The sequence below is a fragment of the Clostridium sp. UBA6640 genome, assembly GCF_002455975.1.
GTDB lineage: Bacteria > Bacillota > Clostridia > Clostridiales > Clostridiaceae > Clostridium_J.
The window spans coordinates 1-20,821 of record NZ_DKLM01000100.1 but is presented as its reverse complement, the minus strand read 5'-3'; the positions used below and the strand labels follow the sequence as shown (position 1 = coordinate 20,821).

Below are 20,821 nucleotides of genomic sequence, written 5' to 3'. Positions count from 1 at the left end.
ATAATCATAAATAAATTAACATCTATTATGTAAAAATTTTTGGTATAATTTATGAAATTGTCATATAATAGATAGGTAATAAAATATATTTTTCAAGGCAGGAGAGAAAGAATGGAAAGATTAGCTATATTTGATATTGACTATACTCTTACAAGAAGAGAGACGTTATTTGAATTATATATGTTTATGTTAAGGAAAAAGCCAAAGCTAATAATACATGCACCACGTAATATATTATCTACGATATTGTATATATTAAAATTAAGAGATGCATCAAAAGCTAAAGAGACCTTTATAAGATTTATTGATGGCATAAAGGAAGATGAAATGCAACAGATAGTAAAGGAGTTTTATGAAGAAAGACTATCTAAAATCCTTTATGATGATGCTATTAATATGATGAGGAAATTAAAAGAAGAAGGATGTAAAATATATTTAATTTCCGCTTCAGCAGAGTTTTATCTAACAGAACTATACAATATAAAAGAAGTAGATAAGATTATCGGTACAAGATTTAAAGTGGAAAATAGTATACATAGACCGATGATTGAAGGAAAGAACTGCAAAGGGGAAGAAAAAGTAATTAGACTCATGGAAGAGATTAAAAAAGATAATATTGAGGTTGATTTTAAAAATTCTTATATGTTTTCTGATTCACTATCAGATTTACCACTTTTTAATTTAGTAGGAAATGCTTATTTAATCAATTATAAAAAATACCATGATACTATTGAAATATTAAAGTGGAAGTAAAGGAGAAGATAGATATGAGTGAAGTTATCAATAAATATTTTATATATAATGGAGAAATAAAAGAAGCAGATCAATACGAAAATATAAAGCCAACCGGCAGCAAACTATTATATGAGGTAATAAGAATAATAGATGGGAAACCACTATTTTTAAAAGAACATATAGAAAGATTAGAAAATTCCATAGGATTAACTGAACAAGGAATTACTATTAATAAAGAAGGACTTTCTAAAGATATATTAGAATTAGTAAAAGTAAATAAAGTTTATGAAGGAAATATAAAAGTTATATTAGATAAAGAGGATATATATATATTCTTTATTAAGCATAGTTATCCAAGCGAAAAGATGTATAGTGAAGGGGTGAAAACTATATTATACTTTGGGGAAAGAGAAAATCCTAATGCTAAGGTTATCAATAATCAATTTAGAGAAGTGGTAAATAGTGAAATAAAAGCCAATAATGCTTATGAAGCAATTTTAGTCGATAGAAATGGTTATATAACAGAGGGAAGTAGATCAAATATTTTTATGATAAAAGATGAAGTAGTTTTAACAGCGCCTCTTAAAGATGTATTGCCAGGAATTACTAGAATGAAAATAATTGAAGCATGTAATGCACTAAATTTGAAAGTTGAAGAAAAACCAATAAGCTATAATGAAATAAATGCTTTAAGTGGATTATTTATTTCTGGAACTTCACCAAAAGTATTACCTATAAATTCTGTAGGAGATATAGTTATTAGATCACAAGAGAATAAAATAACTAAGGAAATTATGGATAAATTTAATGAAATAATTGCTGAGGATATAATTAAGTTTAAAATTTTTTAAAAAATATAAAGTAGGTAAGAAAAATGACGATAATTAAAATAAAATGTCATTAGTTCATTTACCTAAGTGTGTTAAAGGGTAGGAGGATATTTATGGCAAGTTTAAATAGCAGTTTAACTAATAAGCAAGAAATGGGACTTGTAAAAATTGAAAATGAAAAAGTGGTTGTTATTAATCCTATAGATGGAAATAAACCAGCAAAAATTTTACCTTGCGATGAAGTACAAATAATTGTGGATAGCAGAGAAGTTACTTCTCCTATTGAAGTTTTTGAAGAAAACAATATTGAGATAAGAATTAGGGAAACAGAGGCTAAAAGAGAACTAAATTTATCAGTATCAGAAGATAAAATGGAAGCAAGAATTTCAATAAGATATATTCCTAAAGAAGAGTACGAACTGAAGGACACAGAATTATTAACAGAACTAATTCCAGGTATACAATATGTTGGACTTACTATGCCGCCTAAATATACTGAACTTCAAATATTAAGTGAACTGTCTAATTTAGGAATAATTTATGGAATAGATGATGAGGCAGTAAAAAGATGCTGTGAAGAAGAGAATATTGCAAATTTAATTATTTCTAAAGGGAAGGAACCTACATACCCTGTAGATGATGAAATAGAAATATTTTTTCAATCAGAATTTGATAAAAAATTAGAAGTTGATGAAAAAGGAACTGTAGATTTTAAATCTATTGGAGCAGTAGAAGTAGTTCGTAGAGGAGATGTAATAGCAACCTTAAAAGAGGGACAAGAAGGAGCTATAGGATTTAATGTCTATGGTCAATTGCAAAGGCCTAGAAAGCGTAAAGAAAAGAAAATCTTTGCAAATAATGGCGGTAGACTTGAAAGAAATTCAATTATAGCTACCATTGATGGAAAGCCTCATGTACAAGGGAATATATTTTCAGTAGAACAGGTACATCAAATTAATAGGGATGTAGATATTTCTACAGGTAACGTTAAATTCATAGGAGATGTAATAATTTATGGTGATGTTAAAGAAGGAATGACTGTAGAAGCAGGTCATGAGTTAACAGTTAATTCAAACGTGCTTCGTGCTGAGTTAAAAGCAGGGGGAAATATTACAGTCAAGGGTAATATAATATCATCATCCATTATAGTAGGGAGTAACAGTCTAGACTATTCACTATATATAAATGAGCTTGAAGACTTTCAAAATTTACTAGGCAGGCTTTATGATACTTTACTTAAGGTAAATCACAAGCAGATGATAACAAATAATGTCTCTGATAGAGAGCTAGTAAAGTTTATTGTAGAAAGTAGATTTAAAAATTTCAAAAATGATGTTAAAAGTGTATTAAATGTAATGGAAACACAAGGAGAAATCTATGATAGCTTATATGCTATAGTAAAAAATAAACTAGATAACAGTTATTTTTCTAATATATTAGCTATAAGCGAAATAAAGCAAATTCAACAAATGGTTACACAAAAGCTAAATAGTGTTAAAGTAGGTACTATGTATCAATCTAATTTAACTGCTAACTATATACAGGATTCTAAAGTTAGCTCCACAGGCTCCGTTTACATCAATGGAAAAGGAGTTTATAAATCAGAAATAAATGCGATGGATAGTGTTTATTTTGTTGCCGAGAGAAGTACTACAAGAGGTGGCATTATAAATGCAACCAATGAAATAAAATGCAAGATTGTAGGAACCATTGCAGGAGTTTCGACTATTTTAAAGGTAAAGAAAAATGGACATATCTATGCGGATATTGCTTACTATAATACAAAGTTTATTATAGGTGAAAAGGAATTTTTATTAGAAGAACCTAGTAGGAACATCCATGTTTATTTAGATAATGATAAAGATCTAGTAGTTGATAAATTTAAATTGTAGAAGGTGAAATTATGAGTAGGGAAATTAAAATGCTAATTTTTTCTATCGGTGACCAGTTCTATTCTGGAGACATTATGGAGGTAGAAAGAATTTTAACTTATGAAGAACCAACAAAGCTTCCGGATTCTCCAGAGTTTTTAAAAGGAGTTATAAATTACGAAGGAAACATACTTCCAGTTATATCTCTTTCTGATAGATTTCATAAAATATCTAGTGACTCAGAGGAACATTTAAAAATTATTGTCACAAGACAAGAGGATAAAAAAATAGGTATCATTGTAGATTCGGTTTCAGAAGTAAAACCAATAATGGAAGATCAAATTGAAGATGCCCCAGATATTGCTTCTCAAATTTCTAAAAGGTATATTAAAGGATTAATAAAAGAAGACGAGAGAATAATTGTGTTCTTAACTCTTGGAAGTATACTATCTGAAGAAGAAAAGCAATTAGTATATTAATGCGGGGTAATTATGGAGTATAAAGAGATAAAAATTGGAATTGGCGATTGCAATATAGCAAAACCACCAGATAGATTAATTACTATAGGTCTTGGTTCATGTATAGGTATAGCCCTGTTTGATAAACATTCAAAAATTGGTGGACTAGCCCATATAATGCTGCCAGATAGTAGTAAGTTTAGTAAAATAACTAATGAACTTAAATTTGCGGATTTAGCAATACCTACATTAATAGGCCAAATGAAAAATGCAGGTGCTAAAGAAAAATTTTTAAGGGCAAAAATTGCTGGAGGGGCTTCTATGTTCACTTTCTCTGATNNTGCTAAAGCAGTAAAGGAAATATTACAAAAGCTAAGTATACCGATTGATAGCGAAGATACTGGGGGAAATAAAGGGAGAACTGTAATTTTCGATACAATCACAGGAATATTGTATGTGAAAACTATAGGGGAAGGAATAAAAGAGATTTAACTTCACATATCGAGGTGATTTAATGGATAGAAAAATAAGGGTTATGGTGGTAGATGATTCTGCACTTATGCGTAGAATTATTTCTGATATGATAAATGCGGAAACGGATATGGAAGTAATTGATATTGCAAGAAATGGAGAAAATCTATTGAGCAAAATGAATACGACCGTTCCTGATGTAATTACGTTAGATGTTGAAATGCCGATAATGGATGGTATAACCACCCTAAAGAAACTGAAGGAGTTAGGAATATCATCGAAGGTTATAATGCTTAGTAGTTTAACTAAAGATGGTGCAGAAACTACAATGGAATGCCTTCAAAATGGTGCCTTTGATTTTATTGCTAAACCATCTGGTTCCATTTCTTTAGATATAAATAAGGTAAGAGAAGATTTAATAGAAAAAATTAGATCTATTAAAATAAGTAAAACTACAGCAGAAGCTGCCAATAAAAAATCTACTTCTTTTATCACAAGAACAAGGCTTAGAACTTCAGAAAAAATTAATAAAAAAATAAATTGTGTAGTTATTGGTGCTTCCACAGGAGGGCCAAAGGCACTGTATAGTGTAATAACTGCCTTACCGAGTGACTTAGGAATACCAGTACTTGTAGTGCAGCATATGCCTATAGGATTTACTAAAGCATTTGCTGAAAGACTTAATAGGTCAAGTAATTTAAAAGTGGTAGAGGCAGAGGATAAAATGCCTATAGAAAAGAATGTAGTATATATAGCAAAGGCTGGCTATCATATGGAAGTTGAGAATAATAAGATTGTACTAAATGAAGATCCAACAATTTGGGGAGTAAGACCAGCAGTAGATAAATTATTTATTTCTGCATCAAAGGTTTACGGCAATGGCCTATTAAGTGTTGTATTAACAGGAATGGGCAAAGATGGTGCTAATGGTACTGTAGAAGTAAAGAAAAACGGAGGATATACTTTCTCGGAAGATGAATCTACTTGTGTAATTTATGGAATGCCAAAAGCTACCTTTGAAACAAATATGGTGGATGAAGTATTACCACTACACCATGTATCAAGCAGAATTGTTAGAGCTATTAGAGGAGTTGAAAGAGATTAATGGATTTTAAACCATTAGAGCAATGGGTGCTCAGAGAATTAGGAATTGATTTAACAGCCTATAAGTCAAATCAACTTCAAAGGAGAATATCAAGCCTAATGTCTAGAGTGGGTGTAAATACAATAGAAGAATATATAAGAATCTTAAAAACAGATTTAACCCAAAGACAAAAGTTTATTGATTATTTGACAATAAATGTGACAGAATTTTTCAGAAATCCTGAAATTTTTGATGAATTTGAAAAAATAATAAAAAAGCATTTAGATTATAAAAAGCCATTAAAAATATGGAGTGCAGCTTGTTCAATAGGAGCAGAACCTTATTCTTTAGCTATGATGTTAAATGAAATAGCACCTAATATAAATCATAAAATCATAGCAACAGATATAGATAACACCATACTTGATAAGGCAAAAAAAGGAGAATATTCTGAGCAGGAAGTTAAGACTATACCAAAGACATTGATGAATAAATACTTCCAGAAGGAAGGGAATAATTATTTAATAAATAATAATATTAAAAGAATGGTAAGTTTTAAAAGACATGATCTTATACTAGATAACTATGACAATAATTTTGATGTTATAGTATGTAGAAATGTAGTAATCTACTTTAACCAAGATGTTAAAGATAAAATATATGATAAGTTTAGTAAATCCTTAAAAAAAGGAGGGATACTTTTTGTAGGTGCTACAGAAAGTATATATAACTACAAAGCTTTTGATTTTGAAAAAGTATCCACTTTTATCTATAGAAAGCTTTAAGGAGGAATAGTATGGATACGTCACAATATCTTTCAATGTTTCTAGAAGAATCTATGGACAACCTTCAGACCTTAAATGAAAGTCTTCTTATCTTGGAACAGGAACCAAATGATAAGGAAAAACTAAATGAAATATTTAGAGTGGCTCATACTATAAAAGGTATGGCAGCAACTATGGGATATAGTACCATAGCTGAACTTACTCATAAGATGGAGGATGTACTTTCAAACTTTAGAGAAGGTAAGCTAAATGTTACACCAAAGGTTGTAACAGTATTGTTTAAATGTTTAGATACCTTAGAAAACATGGTTAACAATATTGCAGAGGATAATGAAGAAGAGGTTGATATAGAAGAAATCGTGGAAGCTCTAGAAGGAATTTCCAAAGAACATGAAGCAGTGGAAGAACCGCAAGTTACTTCAGTACCTGCTACGATGGAAGTAGTAAGTACCTTAGAAGGAATTGAACTAAATGAATATGATATTGACGTAATTAAAGAGGCGAAGGATAGGGGATTTAATGCTTATAATATACATGTATCCCTTGATAGTGGAACAGTTTTAAAGTCTGCTAGAGCATTTATAATAATGCAAAATCTAGAAGCACATGGAGAAATAATTAAATCTGTACCAGTATTAGAAGATTTAGAAGCAGAAAACTTTGACTCTGATATACAGTTAGTTTATTTAACTAAAAAGTCAATGGAAGAAGTAAATGAAATATTAAACGGTATTTCAGAAATAAGTAGCGTTATTATTTCTAATGTAGAAGTAGAACATGCTAAAAATAATGAAGAGCATATTGAGCTTAATGAATACGATATTAGTGTGATTAAACAAGCGAAAGATAGCGGATTTAATGCTTATAACATACATTTAGTATTAGATGAAGGTACAATATTAAAATCTGCTAGAGCTTTTATAATAATTCAAAATTTAGAGGAACATGGGGAAATAATTAAAGCTATCCCTGTACTAGAAGATTTAGAAACAGAAAACTTTGACCTAGATATACAATTAGCTTATTTAACAAAAAAATCAAAAGATGAAATTGAAGAGGTATTAAACAGAATTTCAGAAATAAGCGAAATTAGAATTTCTAATATAGAATTAGAAAATATGAAAAACAGTGAGGCTAAATTAAACCTTAACTCCATAGAAAGTAAGGGGATAGAAACTAAAGTTAATTCTAAAAAAGTTGCAACTGAACCAAAGGAAATCATAAAAAATAATAAACCTAAGAAAAAAGAAGAGGGGAAAAAACAGCCAGCTAAAAGTGGTGAAAAATCTTCTCATGAAAAATCTAATAAAAATAGAACCGTTGGCCAATCTGTAAGAGTTGATCTTGAAAGATTAGATAAGTTTATGAACATGGTTTCAGAATTGGTTATTCATAGAACTAGGTTAGAGCAAATAAGTTTAAGTCATAAGATACCAGAATTAAATGAAACATTAGAGCAAGTAGCAAGAAGTACTTCAGATTTGCAAGACTTAGTCATGAAAATTAGAATGCTTCCACTAGATGTAGTGTTCAATAGATTTCCAAGGATGATAAGAGATTTGGCGCTAGAATTAAACAAAGAAATTGAATTAGAAATATTAGGTCAAGATACTGAACTTGATAGAACAGTTATAGAGGAAATTGGAGAGCCACTGATACATCTACTTAGAAATGCAGCGGACCATGGAATTGAAAGTCCTGAGGAAAGAATAAGCTCAGGCAAAGATCCTCAAGGTAAGATTAAACTCATAGCTTATTCAGAAGGAACAAAAGCCGTAATTAAAGTTGAGGATGATGGAAAAGGTCTTGATGTAGATAAAATTAAGGCAAAGGCTGAAAGAGTAGGAATTAGTACTGAAGGTATGAGTGATTTAGATATTAAAAATCTAATATTTAGCCAGGGCTTTAGTACTAACGAACAGGTTACAGATATATCTGGAAGAGGTGTAGGAATGGATGTTGTTAAAACTAAAATTTCTACTCTAGGTGGAACTGTAGATGCCATTAGCGAACTTGGAAAAGGTACAAGCTTTGTTATAAGACTACCACTGACACTTCAAATAATTCAAGCACTACTGGTTAAAGTAGGAAGTGAAACAATAGCTATATCCTTAGGATATATAGATAGAGTTATAGAATATAGAGAATCACTAATTAAAAAGACTAATAATAAAGAGGTCATTATCTATAACGATAATGTAATAAATTTGATAAGGGTAAATGAAAAATTAGGTTTAGAAGAACAAAGCTATGGTAAAAAATATATAGTTATGGTCAAGGTAGGAGAAAAACAAGTAGGATTACTTGTAGATTCACTACTAGGACAGCAAGAAATAGTAATAAAACCATTTGGAAAGACATTAAAAAGTATGAAGGAGTATATAGGTGCTACAATTCTAGGAGATGGATTAGTAACCTTAATATTAGATGTTGCATCATTAACATAAGGAGGTGTAGTTACTATTGGACTATACAGTATTTAATGAAATTCAATTAGATGCCTTAAGAGAAATTGGGAACATTGGTATAGGTAATGCTGCAACAGCAATGTCACAATTACTAAATAAAAAAATAGATATTACCTTTCCTATGGTTAACTTAATTCAATATGAGGATATTTTTGAAAAATCTGATGCAGAACAATTTGTTTATGCTGTTATCATTAGAGTTCTTGGAGATGCACCAGGAAATATGCTTTTTATAATTGAAAAGCAATCACTTGCAAATATCGTAAATACACTATGCAATAATTGCGGTGATGAAATAAATGAAATGGGTATTTCAATACTTGCAGAACTTGGAAATATAATTTTTACAACCTATATGAATGCTATTGGAAAAATGACAAATTTATTGCTAGTACCATCTGTACCAGCGGTAACTTCAGACATGATGGGTGCCATATTATCTACAAGCTTTATGGAGTCAGGTCAATATGGTGACTATATATTAGACATTGAAACACAATTTGTACAAGAAAATGAAAAACTTGACGGGCATTTTTATTATATTCCAATGCCTGGTTCACTAGAGAAAATTTTAAAATCGTTAGGTTTAATGGAGGGAAATTTAAATGGCTAGAGTATTAATTGTTGATGACGCCACTTTTATGAGAATGATGATTAAGGATATATTAGAGAAGAATGGATTTGAAGTTGTAGGAGAAGCTGGAAATGGTATAAAAGCTGTTGAGCTATATAAAGCTGAAAAGCCAGATGTAGTAACAATGGATATAACAATGCCAGACATGGATGGAATTGAGGCAGTAAAAGCTATAAAGGCATTTGATCCAGCAGCAAAAATAGTTATGTGTAGTGCTATGGGACAACAAACTATGGTTATGGATGCGATAAGAGCAGGAGCGAGAGATTTTATAGTTAAGCCTTTCCAAGCAGATAGGGTTTTAGAAGCTATCAATAAGGTAGTTGGATAGGGAGGATTTATAATGCAAGTTGTTATATTTAGGATTGGTGAGGAACAGTTTGCAGTTGAAACCAATAAAGTACAGAGCATTTCTGACATGATGGAGATTACAAAAGTACCAAAATCTCCACAGTATATAAAAGGATTAATAAATTTAAGAGGAATTATAATAACAGTTTTAGATATTAATCTTGTTTTAGAAATGAAAGAAAGTAACTCTGAAGACCAAAATATTATAATTTTAGATTTGAAAGATGAAGCAGTAGGAATTACTGTAGATGCTGTAGACGAAGTTTTAGACATTGAAGATAGTCATATAGAAAAAGTTTATAATGAAAAAGAAAAAGTTTATATTAAAGGAGTAATAAATCTAAAAGATAGAATTATTACATTAATCGATTTAGATAAATTAATATTATAAGTTTTTTATAATATTTAAGGAATGAGGTAGGGTAATGTCAGAAGTATTATCTCAAAATGAAATAGATGCTCTTTTGAATGCTTTATCTTCTGGAGATTTAGAGCATGATTTTTTAGAGGAAAAAGAAGAAAAAGTTAAAGGGAAACCTTATGATTTTAAAAGACCTCAAAAATTTTCTAAGGATCATATTAGAACCTTAGAGCTTGTTCATGATAACTATAGCAGAATAATTTCAAACTATTTAACTGCACAGCTTAGAAGTAATATTAAGGTAAAAGTGGAGAGTGTTCAACAAATAACCTATGAGGAATTTATACATTCTATTCCAAATCCTACGGTATTAACACTTTTTAGAATGCCACCTTTTAGTGGACAAATACTACTTGAAACTAATGCAGAATTTGTATTGAGAATTTATGATGTTTTAGCTGGAGGTTCAGGAAGCAAGAAACCTATGCTAAAAGAACTTACAGAAATTGAGAAGAATTTGATAAAGACGTTAAATTCAGGATTAATCTCTAATTTAAGATTAGCTTGGGAAGACGTTTTAGAGGTTGAGCCAGAAATTGAAAATATAGAAACAAATCCAGCTTTAAATCAAACACTAGCACCAAATGAGCCAGTAGCTCTTATTACTTTCACAATTGAAATGTTTAATACAAATGTTTTTATGAATATTTGTATTCCATTTTTAAGTTTGGAAAAGGTGCTTGATAAGCTAGTAATTCAATACTGGTTTAGAGAAGATGATGAAACATTAGTTAAAGAGTCAAGAGAAAAATTACAAAAGAGATTAAAGGTAGTTGATGTTGGACTAAAAGCAGTGTTAGGTAAAGCAGAAATTACAGTTAGTGATTTCTTGGAATTGAATGTTGGGGATGTTATAACCTTAAATAGTAATATCGAAGAACCTATTGGGGTTTATGTAGAAGAACAGTTGACTTATATTGGTAAGCCGGGGTTATATGGCAAAAATAGGGCAGTTCAGATATTAGACTTTACAGATAAGGATGTGGAAGAAGATGAGTAACGGATTTCTGTCCCAGGAAGAGATAGACTCACTATTAAATGGTGGAGAAGCTCCAAAAACAACCAGTGACAAAAATATTTTTAATGATATTGAAAAAGACTTACTTGGAGAAGTGGGAAATATATCAATGGGTTCTGCAGCTACGGCACTTTCTACCATTATTGGGAAAAAGGTAAATATCACCACTCCAACTATAAAGGTAAGTACTTTAAATGAAATTAAAAAGGGTTTTGAAACTCCTAATGTAATTTTAGATGTTAAGTTTACTAGTGGAATAGCCGGCGGGAACCTATTAATAATGAAGGTAAACGATGCAGCAGTAATTGCAAATCTGATGATGGGTGGAGATGGAAAGGTAGAAGAAGCCTTAGAACTTTCAGAAATAGAAATAAGTGCTGTTTCAGAAGCAATGAATCAAATGATAGGTTCTGCTGCTACTTCAATGGCAACTATGTTTAGAAGAGAAGTTAATATTTCTCCTCCAGTTTCAAGTATTTGTGATGAAAGTACAACACCTATTGCTGAAGATATAGGTGATGAAGAAAATGTAGCCTTTATATCTTTTAGAATGACAATAGAAGACTTAATAGATAGTAACATAATGCAAGTATTGCCACTCGTTACAGCGCAAAAAATAGTTAGCATAATGATGGGAACAGATGAGGAACCAGCTAAAGCTGATTCACAGCCGAAAGTGAGCTCTGGGGCAAGTGCACCAACTCAAAATTATGAATCATCAATGGGGGAAAGCAAAGACATGGGTTATAATGAAAACTATGATGTTCAATACGATCATAAGCCTATTGAAAGCTATAAAGAGCCAGTTCAAGTTAGAGAGGCAACTTTTACTCAGTTACCAGAAAACCAAAATCATATTATGCCTAAAAATATTGATTTAATTTTAGATGTACCGCTTGAGGTATCAGTAGTTCTTGGAAGAACGCAAAAGAATATTAGAGACATACTAAACTTGGGAACAGGATCACTAATAGAATTAGATAAACTTGCAGAAGAACCAGTAGATATATTAGTAAACGGCAAGAAAATTGCCTATGGTGAAGTTGTAGTTGTAGATGAAAACTTTGGTGTTAAAATCACAGGAATAATAAGTGGAGAAGATAGGGTTAGAACTCTTGGAAAATAATTAATTAATCTACGATAATAATTAAGGATTAATAATGAAGAATGAAGAATTACGGTGAAAAAAGCTATGCTTTTTAATTGATTTTTAATAAAAACCAAAGGTTTTTATTAGATTTTAAAAGTACGGAGCTACTTTTAAATAAATCAATTTTAAACTTCTCAGTTAATGCTGAGAAGTTTCCTAAAATTCTTCATTCTTCATTTTTCATTTTTCATACTTATAATTGCATTTATTTATGCAAATTATGTAAGTTGTTTTTTCAAAGATATATCAATAAAACAAAATGGTGAAAAATGGCGATAAAATCAAGAGATTGCTGTAAAAAAGAATTTAATTAAATATAAACTTTTTATACATAATGACGATATAAGACATATAAGCAATTACTTTTATTATTAATGTGGGAGTGTAGAAATGAAAATAAATAATACATCAAATATTATAGCTATTAGCTCATACAAAGCTAACAAAGCAAATCAAGAGAAGACACAAGAGATGAAGCATCAAGATAGCTGTGAGATATCTGCTTTAGGTAAAACTTTAAATAGTTTTTCAAGTGGAGAATTTTCTGGAGTTTCTACAGAAAAAATAGAAAAGATTAGAGAAAAAATATCACAGGGAACTTATAAGGTAGATAGTAAACTAGTGGCTGAAAAACTTATAGATCATATGAAAGGAAGAGAATATTAACTATGGTTGAAATGCTAAAGGAAACTTTACTAAAACAAATAGATAGTATTAAAAAGCTACTGCAATTATTAGAAGAACAACATGAATATATTATTGCTAATGATGTATTCCAGTTAGAAGGAATAATTCCTAGGTTAAAAGAAGCCAACAGGAACATTGCTGTAATTGAAAGTGAAAGAAGACAATTGGTAGGAAATAAATCTATGAATGTAATCATTAATGAGTCAAATGATGGAGAACTTGAAAAATCTTATAACAAATGCATCATGACCTTAGAATCAGCAAAAACTCAAAAAGAAAGTAATGAAATGCTCATAAAGCAATGTTTAGGTTTTACAAATTCAATGTTAAGTATGATAAAACCAAGGGATAATAGTAATGTATACAATTCCTATGGAAAAATTAGAAAATGATGAGGTGAAAAAATGTCAGGATTATTTGCAACTTTAAACACATCAAGGGGAGCTATGTTTGCGCAGCAGACTTCCATAAATGTAACAAGCCATAACATTGCCAATGCTGGTACAGCTGGTTATTCAAGACAACAAGCAAGATTAGTTACATCAAGACCAATAACCTTAACTGGTCCAGGGCAAATTGGAACAGGGGTAACTGTTGCAGCTATAGAAAGAACAAGAGATAGCTTTTTAGATTTTCAAATAAGAAGAGCAGTAAGTAATAAAAGCATGGAAGAGATGAAACAAAAATATCTATCAGAAATTGAAAGTATATATAATGAGCCAGGAGATACAGGAATATCAAAGTTATTATCCGAATTTTTTGAGGCATGGCAGACTTTATCAGACAGCGCGGATAAAGAAGGAGCTAGAACAGTAGTGGCACAAAAAGCTAAAATGCTTGCTGAGGAGTTAAATCATGTTCATAAACAATTGACTGACGTTAAAACTAATACTCAAAAGGAGATACAACATTCTGTACTTGAGGTCAATAGTTTAATAGATCAACTTAATGCAGTAAATAAACAAATTATAACCATTACTGTAGCAGGAAATAATCCTAACGACCTTTTAGATACTAGGGACTTACTGTTAGATCAACTTAGTACTAAGTTTGGAATATCTACTAATAATAAAGCATTAAATGGAATGACCTTAAAACCAGAAGGCTATGATGTGGATTTACTTAGAAACATAGATTCAGAAGAAATTCATAAATTTGCATATGTAAATGATATAAAGGAAGATAAAACTAAAACATCTACTGACCCAAATAAAAAAATATATACTGTAACTTATTACAAAAATGGAGATGTAACAGATCCAAAGAGTGCAGTAGAAGTTACTATGGAATTAACACCAGAACAGTATAAAGATTTAAATGAAGGCAGAGTGCTAATAACTAATGAAGATGGAAATTTAGTTGATAAAGATGGAAAAGAATTAGATCCAAAATCTCTTAAATATGATGATATTAAGGATTCAGTTTTTAAACCTAAATCCGGTGCAATAAATGGGTTCCAAAACATTCAGCAGGATACAGATGATTATATTGCTAAATTAGATACTTTAGCTAAAACCATAGCATTATCTGTAAATGCTATTCATGGAGATGTAGAAGGCAATGCGATAAATTTCTTCTGTATAAAAAATATTGATGGGACTATTATCGACACGGATGCTAAAGATGAGAAGTCAGGACAAGGGATAACTGCTGGAAACATTGCTATTAACGATAAGATATTAGAGGATGTAATGCTTATAAATGCAGGAATTGACAGAAACTCAGGTTCCAATGACGGCAGCAGAGCAATGACTATAGCTCAACTTAGAAATATGGCTTTTCAAGTTCAAAAGGTGGATGCAAATACTACTTTAGCACAGTTTAAAGAAGATAATGGTTTTGGTGTTATTCAAAATGGAGTACGTACCTTTTTAAATGACCCTTCAGGTATGAAAATAGAAGGATATTTTACTAATACCATAAATAAACTTGGGGTAGATAATGAAGATGCAAAAAGAAAAATAGCAAATGAAAATGCATTATTAAATGGACTAGTTTCCTCTAGAAACTCTATATCTGGAGTAAATAGAGATGAAGAAATGATAAACTTAATTCAATTCCAACATTCTTTTCAAGCCAATGCTAAAATGATATCCACTGTAGACCAGTTATTAGATGTGGTTATAAATGGATTAAAGAGATAATGAGGTGAAGTAATGAGAATAACTGATAGAATGTTATCGGACAGTTTTTTAAACGATATGTATATAAATCTTAATAATATGAAGACCATTCAAGAGCAAAGAACTTCAGGAAAGGCATTTAAAAGACCTTCTGATAATCCCTTTGCTGTATCACGTTCCATGCAGATGTATGAACAAATTTCTGCTAATAAGCAATATAATACTAATATTAAAAATACAATAAATTGGTTAAATACTACTGATTCAACACTGGATCAAGCAGGTAAAGCACTTGCTAGAATAAAAGAGCTTATGGTATCTGCAGGAAATATTACATATGGAAGTGAGGAGCATAGGGCAATAAAAGATGAAATAAATGAAAAAATAGGAGAACTTTCTCAAATAATGAATGCTTCCTTCGATGGTAAGTATATTTTTGGAGGTACCAGGGGAGATAAAAAGCCTACAGAGGTAGTAACAGACAGCAATGGAAATAATGAAATCAAACTAACTATAGGAGACTTGAATGAAGAAATTGGCAAAATTAAAGATAAAATAGACAAGGATACAAATGGTATAGACGGTATAGTTAAAATAAAAGAGCATGAAGATGGTACTGTAGAGTTAGCTTTAAAAATAAATGATACTGATGCTGACTATAAGGAAAAAATTGAAAAAGTTGAAGAGTTTCTTAAAGATGAAATAGGTAAAGGTATAGTTAAAATAGAAAAAGATGATAATGGAAAAGTTGAATTTAAACTAAATAATGTTGAGCTTAATCAAATTAATCAAAAGCTTAAAATTGAAATATCTCAAGGGGTAGTTGTAGACTATAATGTGAATATTACGGAAGTTTTTAGTTTCAATCATAAATCTGAAGACGGTACAGTTGAAAAATCATCTTTAAGTGAATTACTTAAAGGTATTGTAGATCATTTAGATGATAAGGATATGTTAAGTGAAGTTGTAAACGGAGATTTAGCTAAAATAGAAAGTGCTGTAAATAATATTTTAACTGTTCGTTCTAAGGTTGGAGCTATGCAAAATCGCATGGAAAGTGCAGAAAGTTTAAATAAAGAACAAAATATGAATTTAACTGAAATATTATCTCATAATGAAGATGTTGATGTTGTAGAAAAATCCATAGAATATGCCACAATGGTCACTGTATATATGTCAGCTCTGCAAACCAGTGCTCAAATATTACAGCCATCACTTATTGATTATTTAAGATAGTCAATCACCTCATGGGGTGATAATTAAGAATTAAGTATGAAGGATGAAGAAGTGACAGTATGACCACCCCTGGGGAACAGTAGTGAAGCCCTTTAGGGTTCCCCTGGGGTGTGGTAGCTGATTTAATGCACAGTGCACAATTCACAATGCATAATTATGGTTGAAATTATTTTTTTAAAAAATAATTTCTTTGAACGGATTTTTGCCTAGCAATGAAATTGCTAGTTATGTGGTGAACACTGTTCGTCGCTACAGGATCAATTTGAAATTTCTCAGTTTTTGCTGAGAAATATCCATAATTGTGAATTTTGCATTGTGAATTGAATAAAATTGTCAATTCTCAATTGTAAAAGGGGTAGTTAATATGGAATTAAATAGTAAGCATCATGGAGTAATAAATTATAGTGAAGAAGATATTATATTTTTTAAAAATGGATTACCAGGGTTTGAAGATTTAAAGAAGTTTATTATATTTCCTCTAAAGGATAATGATAGCTTTAGTGTTATTCACTCCATAGAGGAGGATTTAGGCATAATATTAATTTCTCCTTTTATGGTTAAAGAAAATTATGAGTTTAAATTAAAGGAAAATATTGTAGAAGAACTAAAGATTAAAGAACCAAATGAAGTTATGATATATACCACTGTAACCTTAAATTCTAATATAGAAAAAATTACAGCTAATTTAAAGGCTCCAATTGTTATTAATAGGTTTAGTAAATTAGGAAAACAAATTATAATAGACAATGAGAGTTACAAAATAAAAGAACCAATATTTAAGGAGAAATAATATGTTAGTTGTAAGTAGAAAAAAAGGTGAGTCCATATTAATTGGAGATGATATAGAAATAACAGTAGTAAAAGCAGATAATGGTTCAGTAAAATTGTCTATAAAGGCGCCTAAAGATGTTACTATCCTGAGAAAGGAATTGAAGGAAGAAGTAACAGAAGAAAACAAAAATGCTATCATAATGGATGGCTCAATTTTAAGTAAATTAAAAAAATAATGTGAGGTGCAAATATGAAAGTAGGAGCAGTAAATAATACTATAATCAACAGGGAAGTGGATTATGGTATGAATCTTGAAAACAAAAGAGTAGAACAAGATGAAAACATTATAGCTTCAGATGAAAATACACTGGCATTAGAGGGAGATAATTATCAAAGGGTTAAAGAAAAACCACTAAAAATTGCGGTGGATAAATTAAATAATTTCTTTAGTGATAAGGAATCCTGTATAGAGTATGAAAAACATGAGGTTTTCAATGCTTATATAGTGAAAATTGTAGATAAGGAAACTAGAGAAGTTATAAAAGAAATTCCGCCGAGAAAAATATTGGATATGGTTGCCTCTATGTGTGAAATAGCTGGTGTATTACTAGATAAAAAAGCATAAAAATTCCAAAAAAGGTGGGTTAAAATTGAACACTTATAGTAATGCATATAATACCTATAAAAATAATAGCGTAAACTACGCTTCTAAGGAGCAATTATTATTGATGCTATTAGATGGAGCAGTAAAATACGCTAAAATAGGAAGACAAGCTATCATAGATAATGACATTCAAAAAAAACATGACAACATAGTAAGAACTCAGGATATATTTTATGAACTTATGATTTCTCTAGATAAAAATGCTGGAGGAGAATGGGTAGAAAATTTATATGCAGTTTACGAATTTATAAATCATAGACTAACAGAAGCAAACATGAAAAAAGATGTAAAAATTATGGATGAGGTAATTCCATTAATAGAAGAAATAAGAGAACTATGGAATGAGGCATATAAGTTATCAGTGAAAAAGTAACAACCTATTATTAGCAGAGAAAAATTAACAATTAAGTATAAATTAATTTTATATCAATTGATTTTTTACATAGTTATTAATTTTTAATTGAAAATAATTAATTCAAAATCTAATGAATTTTTATGAGAAAGATAAAAACAATTGATAATTAATGGGGGATAAGTAATAATTAATTTCTTTAATTAATTTTTAAGATTATAAAAAGAAATGGACGAAGACTTCTCTGATAGTGGAGAAGTGTCAATAATTGTCCATCTTCCATTATCAATTGAATAAGGGGGTTTTAACATGAGACTAACTGGGATCGCTACTGGCTTAGATACAGATACATTAATTAAACAAATGCTTAAGCCATATCAGATGAGATTGGATAAGACTGGTCAAGACAAACAAATCCTTCAATGGCAACAGGAAACTTACAAAGATATAATTAAAGATGTGAATGATTTAAAATCAAAATATTTTGATATCCTAAAAAAAGATAACTATTTATTAAGCAGTAATTCTTATTATGGAGTAAATACAACTGTCAATGATAAATTAGCAAATTTAGCTAATATAGTAGCTGCTTCTAGTGCTAAAGAAGGTAAATATAAATTAGAAGTAACTAGTATTGCTAAAAATGCAAAGATAACTTCTGATAATAAAGTGCAAAAAAAAGTTGATAAGATTGAAGGGACAGAATTAAGTTCTATAGGAATAGATGCAGGTTCAGTTTTAAAAATTAGGTATAAAGAAGCTGGAGGACAAGAAGTTACTAAAGAAATTAAAATTGATAGCGGAAATACAACTATAGAACAACTTCAAACTAAAATCAATGATGAGACAGATGAGAATGTAACTTTAAAAATTGAGAATGGAAGCATAAAATTAGATGGTGCAATTAACTTTGAAGATAGCACTGGAATAATGGATAAACTTAATTCTAATATGAAAATAGGGTTAGGTACTAAATTAAGTGACTTAGGTATAGTTGAAGGAGATACATTTACTATAGACTATACTGGAATAGAAAAACCTATAGAAATTAAAGTGGAAAAAGGTATGGTTAATCTTCACTCACTAATGCAGGAAGTGGAGAAAAAAACTAATGGTGAAGTTAAACTGTCTTTTAATGAATTAACTGAAAAAATTTCTTTCGAAACTAAGAGTGCTGGAAGTGATATCAAATTAAAGTTAACTAATAGAGCCAATGATATATTAGGTAAACTTGGTATTACTACTACATTTGAAGGTAAGGGACAAGATGCAGAAGTTAATATTACAGAACCAGATGGAACTATTGCAACAAAAGTTGTTAAAAATACTAATAAATTTACAATCAATGGAGTAACGTATGATTTAAAAGAAGCTTCAGATAAAGAAGTGATGGAGTTTACCATTACTAAAGATACACAAAAAGGTGTAGATTTAATTAAAGGCTTTATTGAAGATTATAACAAATTAGTAGAAAAAACTAATAAATTAACTACTGCAAAGAAAAATTATAACTATTCACCACTTACAGATGATCAAAAGAAGGAAATGACAGAAGATGAGATTAAAAGGTGGGAAGAAAAGGCTAAAGAGGGAATTATAAAAGGTGATCCTAATATTGAAAGAATGATGAGAGAGTTAAGAAATGTTTTCTTTCAAAAGGTGGAAGGCAATGATACTTCATTACAATCTATAGGAATAAATACTACTAAAAACTATCTTGATGGTGGTAAGCTTGCTATAGATGAAGAAAAACTTAAGAAAGCCTTTGCAGAAGATCCAGAAAAGGTTATAGAATTATTTACTAAAGAATCTACTACACATTCAAGCTACAATGTAGATGCTACTTCAGAAGAGAGAGAAGTAAGAAACAAGGAGCAGGGCATATTACGAAGAATAGAGGATATATTTAAAGATTATGCAAGGACTTCTCCAAATAAAGATGGAAAAAGAGGTATATTATTAGACAAGGCTGGACTTGAAGGAACTTATACAGAGTTAAATAATGAACTTTCTAAAAAAATAAGAGATAAAGATAAAATAATATATGATCAAACTAGAAAACTAGCTGAAAGAGAAAATAAACTTTATATACAATTTGCTCAGCTAGAAAAGGCTATGAACTCTCTAAATTCGCAACAAGCATGGTTTACTCAACAAATGGGCGGTCAATAATGAGTGAATTAAAAAACTTATTATTGGAGTATGAAAATATTAATGATAAATTAATTAAAATTTTATCTAAAGACTTAGAAGATAGTAATTATGATAACATTCAGCCACTACTAAGCGAAAAACAACAAATTATAAATTCTATAAATGTTTTAAACTATACCACTGAGGAGTTTTCTAGTATTTCAAAAGAGCTAAATATACCACCCTCAGAGGAATTATTAAATAAACTGTTTATAGAAAAAAAAGAGTTACTAAAAGAAAAGCTAATTGCTCTAAAGCAAAGCAAAGCTGCCAATAATGAATATCATAGCAACTTTTATAGAAACATATATTTTATAAATGATAAAGCTTAAAAAGGGAGTGAAAACTCCCTTTTTCAATGCACAATTCACGATTCACAATTCACAATTAAGGTTGAAATTAGTTCTAACGAATTAATTTCTTTAATCCACATTTGTAGGGGCGAACATTGTTCGGCAGTTTTTATATCCACCCCTGGGGAACAGTAGTGAAACCCTTTAGGGTTCCCCTGGGGTGCAG

At 30.0% G+C, this 20,821-nt stretch carries 23 protein-coding genes; all 23 read left to right on the top strand.

Features of this window, described 5'->3' with window-relative positions; genetic code table 11:
• The first annotated feature begins 111 nt into the window (after positions 1-111).
• Positions 112-753, top strand: coding sequence for an HAD-IB family hydrolase (locus tag B2W91_RS10950; protein WP_291580757.1), 642 nt, complete (start codon positions 112-114; stop codon positions 751-753).
• 14 nt (positions 754-767) lie between these two features.
• Positions 768-1,586, top strand: coding sequence for an aminotransferase class IV (locus B2W91_RS10945; protein ID WP_291580755.1), 819 nt, complete (start codon positions 768-770; stop codon positions 1,584-1,586).
• Between the two features lie 92 nt (positions 1,587-1,678).
• Complete coding sequence (locus B2W91_RS10940; protein ID WP_291580752.1) at positions 1,679-3,457, top strand: DUF342 domain-containing protein; 1,779 nt, start codon at positions 1,679-1,681, stop codon at positions 3,455-3,457.
• Between the two features lie 8 nt (positions 3,458-3,465).
• Positions 3,466-3,915, top strand: a complete 450-nt coding sequence (locus B2W91_RS10935; protein WP_291580763.1) for a chemotaxis protein CheW — start codon at positions 3,466-3,468, stop codon at positions 3,913-3,915.
• Positions 3,916-3,927: 12 nt separating this feature from the next.
• Entirely contained in the window at positions 3,928-4,386 is a 459-nt protein-coding gene (locus tag B2W91_RS10930; RefSeq protein ID WP_291580749.1) for a chemotaxis protein CheD, read from the top strand.
• 22 nt (positions 4,387-4,408) lie between these two features.
• A complete protein-coding gene (locus tag B2W91_RS10925; protein ID WP_291580747.1) occupies positions 4,409-5,470 on the top strand; it encodes a protein-glutamate methylesterase/protein-glutamine glutaminase in 1,062 nt (353 codons plus the stop codon).
• On the top strand, positions 5,470-6,234 hold the full coding sequence (locus tag B2W91_RS10920) for a CheR family methyltransferase (RefSeq protein WP_291580742.1): 765 nt from the start codon (positions 5,470-5,472) through the stop codon (positions 6,232-6,234). Before B2W91_RS10925 ends, B2W91_RS10920 begins: the two co-directional genes overlap by 1 nt.
• An 11-nt stretch (positions 6,235-6,245) precedes the next feature.
• Positions 6,246-8,681: a chemotaxis protein CheA gene (locus tag B2W91_RS10915; RefSeq protein WP_291580739.1), complete on the top strand. Its 2,436-nt coding sequence runs from the start codon at positions 6,246-6,248 to the stop codon at positions 8,679-8,681.
• Between the two features lie 16 nt (positions 8,682-8,697).
• Positions 8,698-9,315 carry a chemotaxis protein CheC gene (locus B2W91_RS10910; RefSeq protein ID WP_291580736.1) on the top strand — a complete coding sequence of 206 codons (618 nt, stop codon included), beginning with the start codon at positions 8,698-8,700 and terminating at the stop codon, positions 9,313-9,315.
• Positions 9,308-9,667, top strand: a complete 360-nt coding sequence (locus tag B2W91_RS10905) for a response regulator (RefSeq protein WP_291580734.1) — start codon at positions 9,308-9,310, stop codon at positions 9,665-9,667. Before B2W91_RS10910 ends, B2W91_RS10905 begins: the two co-directional genes overlap by 8 nt.
• A 12-nt stretch (positions 9,668-9,679) precedes the next feature.
• Positions 9,680-10,078: a chemotaxis protein CheW gene (locus B2W91_RS10900; protein ID WP_291580731.1), complete on the top strand. Its 399-nt coding sequence runs from the start codon at positions 9,680-9,682 to the stop codon at positions 10,076-10,078.
• Between the two features lie 34 nt (positions 10,079-10,112).
• Positions 10,113-11,108, top strand: a complete 996-nt coding sequence (gene fliM, locus B2W91_RS10895) for a flagellar motor switch protein FliM (RefSeq protein ID WP_291580728.1) — start codon at positions 10,113-10,115, stop codon at positions 11,106-11,108.
• On the top strand, positions 11,101-12,252 hold the full coding sequence (fliY, locus tag B2W91_RS10890) for a flagellar motor switch phosphatase FliY (protein ID WP_291580726.1): 1,152 nt from the start codon (positions 11,101-11,103) through the stop codon (positions 12,250-12,252). Before fliM ends, fliY begins: the two co-directional genes overlap by 8 nt.
• Positions 12,253-12,666: 414 nt before the next feature.
• Positions 12,667-12,942 carry a flagellar biosynthesis anti-sigma factor FlgM gene (gene flgM, locus B2W91_RS10885; protein WP_291580725.1) on the top strand — a complete coding sequence of 92 codons (276 nt, stop codon included), beginning with the start codon at positions 12,667-12,669 and terminating at the stop codon, positions 12,940-12,942.
• A gap of 2 nt (positions 12,943-12,944) precedes the next feature.
• Positions 12,945-13,355 (top strand): flagellar protein FlgN, encoded by a 411-nt coding sequence (locus tag B2W91_RS10880; protein ID WP_291580724.1) that lies wholly within the window; start codon positions 12,945-12,947, stop codon positions 13,353-13,355.
• Between the two features lie 12 nt (positions 13,356-13,367).
• On the top strand, positions 13,368-15,107 hold the full coding sequence (gene flgK / locus B2W91_RS10875; protein ID WP_291580722.1) for a flagellar hook-associated protein FlgK: 1,740 nt from the start codon (positions 13,368-13,370) through the stop codon (positions 15,105-15,107).
• Between the two features lie 12 nt (positions 15,108-15,119).
• Positions 15,120-16,322, top strand: coding sequence for a flagellar hook-associated protein FlgL (gene flgL / locus B2W91_RS10870; protein ID WP_291580721.1), 1,203 nt, complete (start codon positions 15,120-15,122; stop codon positions 16,320-16,322).
• A 364-nt stretch (positions 16,323-16,686) separates the two neighbouring features.
• On the top strand, positions 16,687-17,112 hold the full coding sequence (gene fliW / locus B2W91_RS10865) for a flagellar assembly protein FliW (RefSeq protein ID WP_291580720.1): 426 nt from the start codon (positions 16,687-16,689) through the stop codon (positions 17,110-17,112).
• A gap of 1 nt (position 17,113) precedes the next feature.
• A complete protein-coding gene (gene csrA, locus B2W91_RS10860) occupies positions 17,114-17,329 on the top strand; it encodes a carbon storage regulator CsrA (protein ID WP_291580718.1) in 216 nt (71 codons plus the stop codon).
• 14 nt (positions 17,330-17,343) lie between these two features.
• Positions 17,344-17,718, top strand: a complete 375-nt coding sequence (locus B2W91_RS10855) for a flagellar protein FlaG (protein ID WP_291580716.1) — start codon at positions 17,344-17,346, stop codon at positions 17,716-17,718.
• Between the two features lie 25 nt (positions 17,719-17,743).
• Positions 17,744-18,130 carry a flagellar export chaperone FliS gene (gene fliS / locus B2W91_RS10850; protein ID WP_291580714.1) on the top strand — a complete coding sequence of 129 codons (387 nt, stop codon included), beginning with the start codon at positions 17,744-17,746 and terminating at the stop codon, positions 18,128-18,130.
• A 288-nt stretch (positions 18,131-18,418) separates the two neighbouring features.
• Entirely contained in the window at positions 18,419-20,281 is a 1,863-nt protein-coding gene (gene fliD, locus B2W91_RS10845) for a flagellar filament capping protein FliD (protein WP_291580713.1), read from the top strand.
• Positions 20,281-20,634: a hypothetical protein gene (locus B2W91_RS10840; protein WP_291580712.1), complete on the top strand. Its 354-nt coding sequence runs from the start codon at positions 20,281-20,283 to the stop codon at positions 20,632-20,634. The genes fliD and B2W91_RS10840 overlap by 1 nt, the downstream gene beginning before the upstream one ends.
• Positions 20,635-20,821 lie beyond the last annotated feature (187 nt).

Excerpts from the sequence above, each read along its gene's own strand:
- B2W91_RS10840 (WP_291580712.1), top strand. The coding sequence starts at position 20,281 with ATGAGTGAATTAAAAAACTTATTATTGGAGTATGAAAATATTAATGAT.
- B2W91_RS10900 (WP_291580731.1), top strand. The coding sequence starts at position 9,680 with ATGCAAGTTGTTATATTTAGGATTGGTGAGGAACAGTTTGCAGTTGAA.
- flgM (WP_291580725.1), top strand. The coding sequence starts at position 12,667 with ATGAAAATAAATAATACATCAAATATTATAGCTATTAGCTCATACAAA.
- B2W91_RS10945 (WP_291580755.1), top strand. The coding sequence starts at position 768 with ATGAGTGAAGTTATCAATAAATATTTTATATATAATGGAGAAATAAAA.
- B2W91_RS10880 (WP_291580724.1), top strand. The coding sequence starts at position 12,945 with ATGGTTGAAATGCTAAAGGAAACTTTACTAAAACAAATAGATAGTATT.
- fliW (WP_291580720.1), top strand. The coding sequence starts at position 16,687 with ATGGAATTAAATAGTAAGCATCATGGAGTAATAAATTATAGTGAAGAA.
- B2W91_RS10940 (WP_291580752.1), top strand. The coding sequence starts at position 1,679 with ATGGCAAGTTTAAATAGCAGTTTAACTAATAAGCAAGAAATGGGACTT.
- fliY (WP_291580726.1), top strand. The coding sequence starts at position 11,101 with ATGAGTAACGGATTTCTGTCCCAGGAAGAGATAGACTCACTATTAAAT.
- flgL (WP_291580721.1), top strand. The coding sequence starts at position 15,120 with ATGAGAATAACTGATAGAATGTTATCGGACAGTTTTTTAAACGATATG.
- B2W91_RS10905 (WP_291580734.1), top strand. The coding sequence starts at position 9,308 with ATGGCTAGAGTATTAATTGTTGATGACGCCACTTTTATGAGAATGATG.
- B2W91_RS10950 (WP_291580757.1), top strand. The coding sequence starts at position 112 with ATGGAAAGATTAGCTATATTTGATATTGACTATACTCTTACAAGAAGA.
- flgK (WP_291580722.1), top strand. The coding sequence starts at position 13,368 with ATGTCAGGATTATTTGCAACTTTAAACACATCAAGGGGAGCTATGTTT.
- B2W91_RS10855 (WP_291580716.1), top strand. The coding sequence starts at position 17,344 with ATGAAAGTAGGAGCAGTAAATAATACTATAATCAACAGGGAAGTGGAT.
- B2W91_RS10925 (WP_291580747.1), top strand. The coding sequence starts at position 4,409 with ATGGATAGAAAAATAAGGGTTATGGTGGTAGATGATTCTGCACTTATG.
- fliM (WP_291580728.1), top strand. The coding sequence starts at position 10,113 with ATGTCAGAAGTATTATCTCAAAATGAAATAGATGCTCTTTTGAATGCT.
- B2W91_RS10920 (WP_291580742.1), top strand. The coding sequence starts at position 5,470 with ATGGATTTTAAACCATTAGAGCAATGGGTGCTCAGAGAATTAGGAATT.
- csrA (WP_291580718.1), top strand. The coding sequence starts at position 17,114 with ATGTTAGTTGTAAGTAGAAAAAAAGGTGAGTCCATATTAATTGGAGAT.
- fliD (WP_291580713.1), top strand. The coding sequence starts at position 18,419 with ATGAGACTAACTGGGATCGCTACTGGCTTAGATACAGATACATTAATT.
- B2W91_RS10915 (WP_291580739.1), top strand. The coding sequence starts at position 6,246 with ATGGATACGTCACAATATCTTTCAATGTTTCTAGAAGAATCTATGGAC.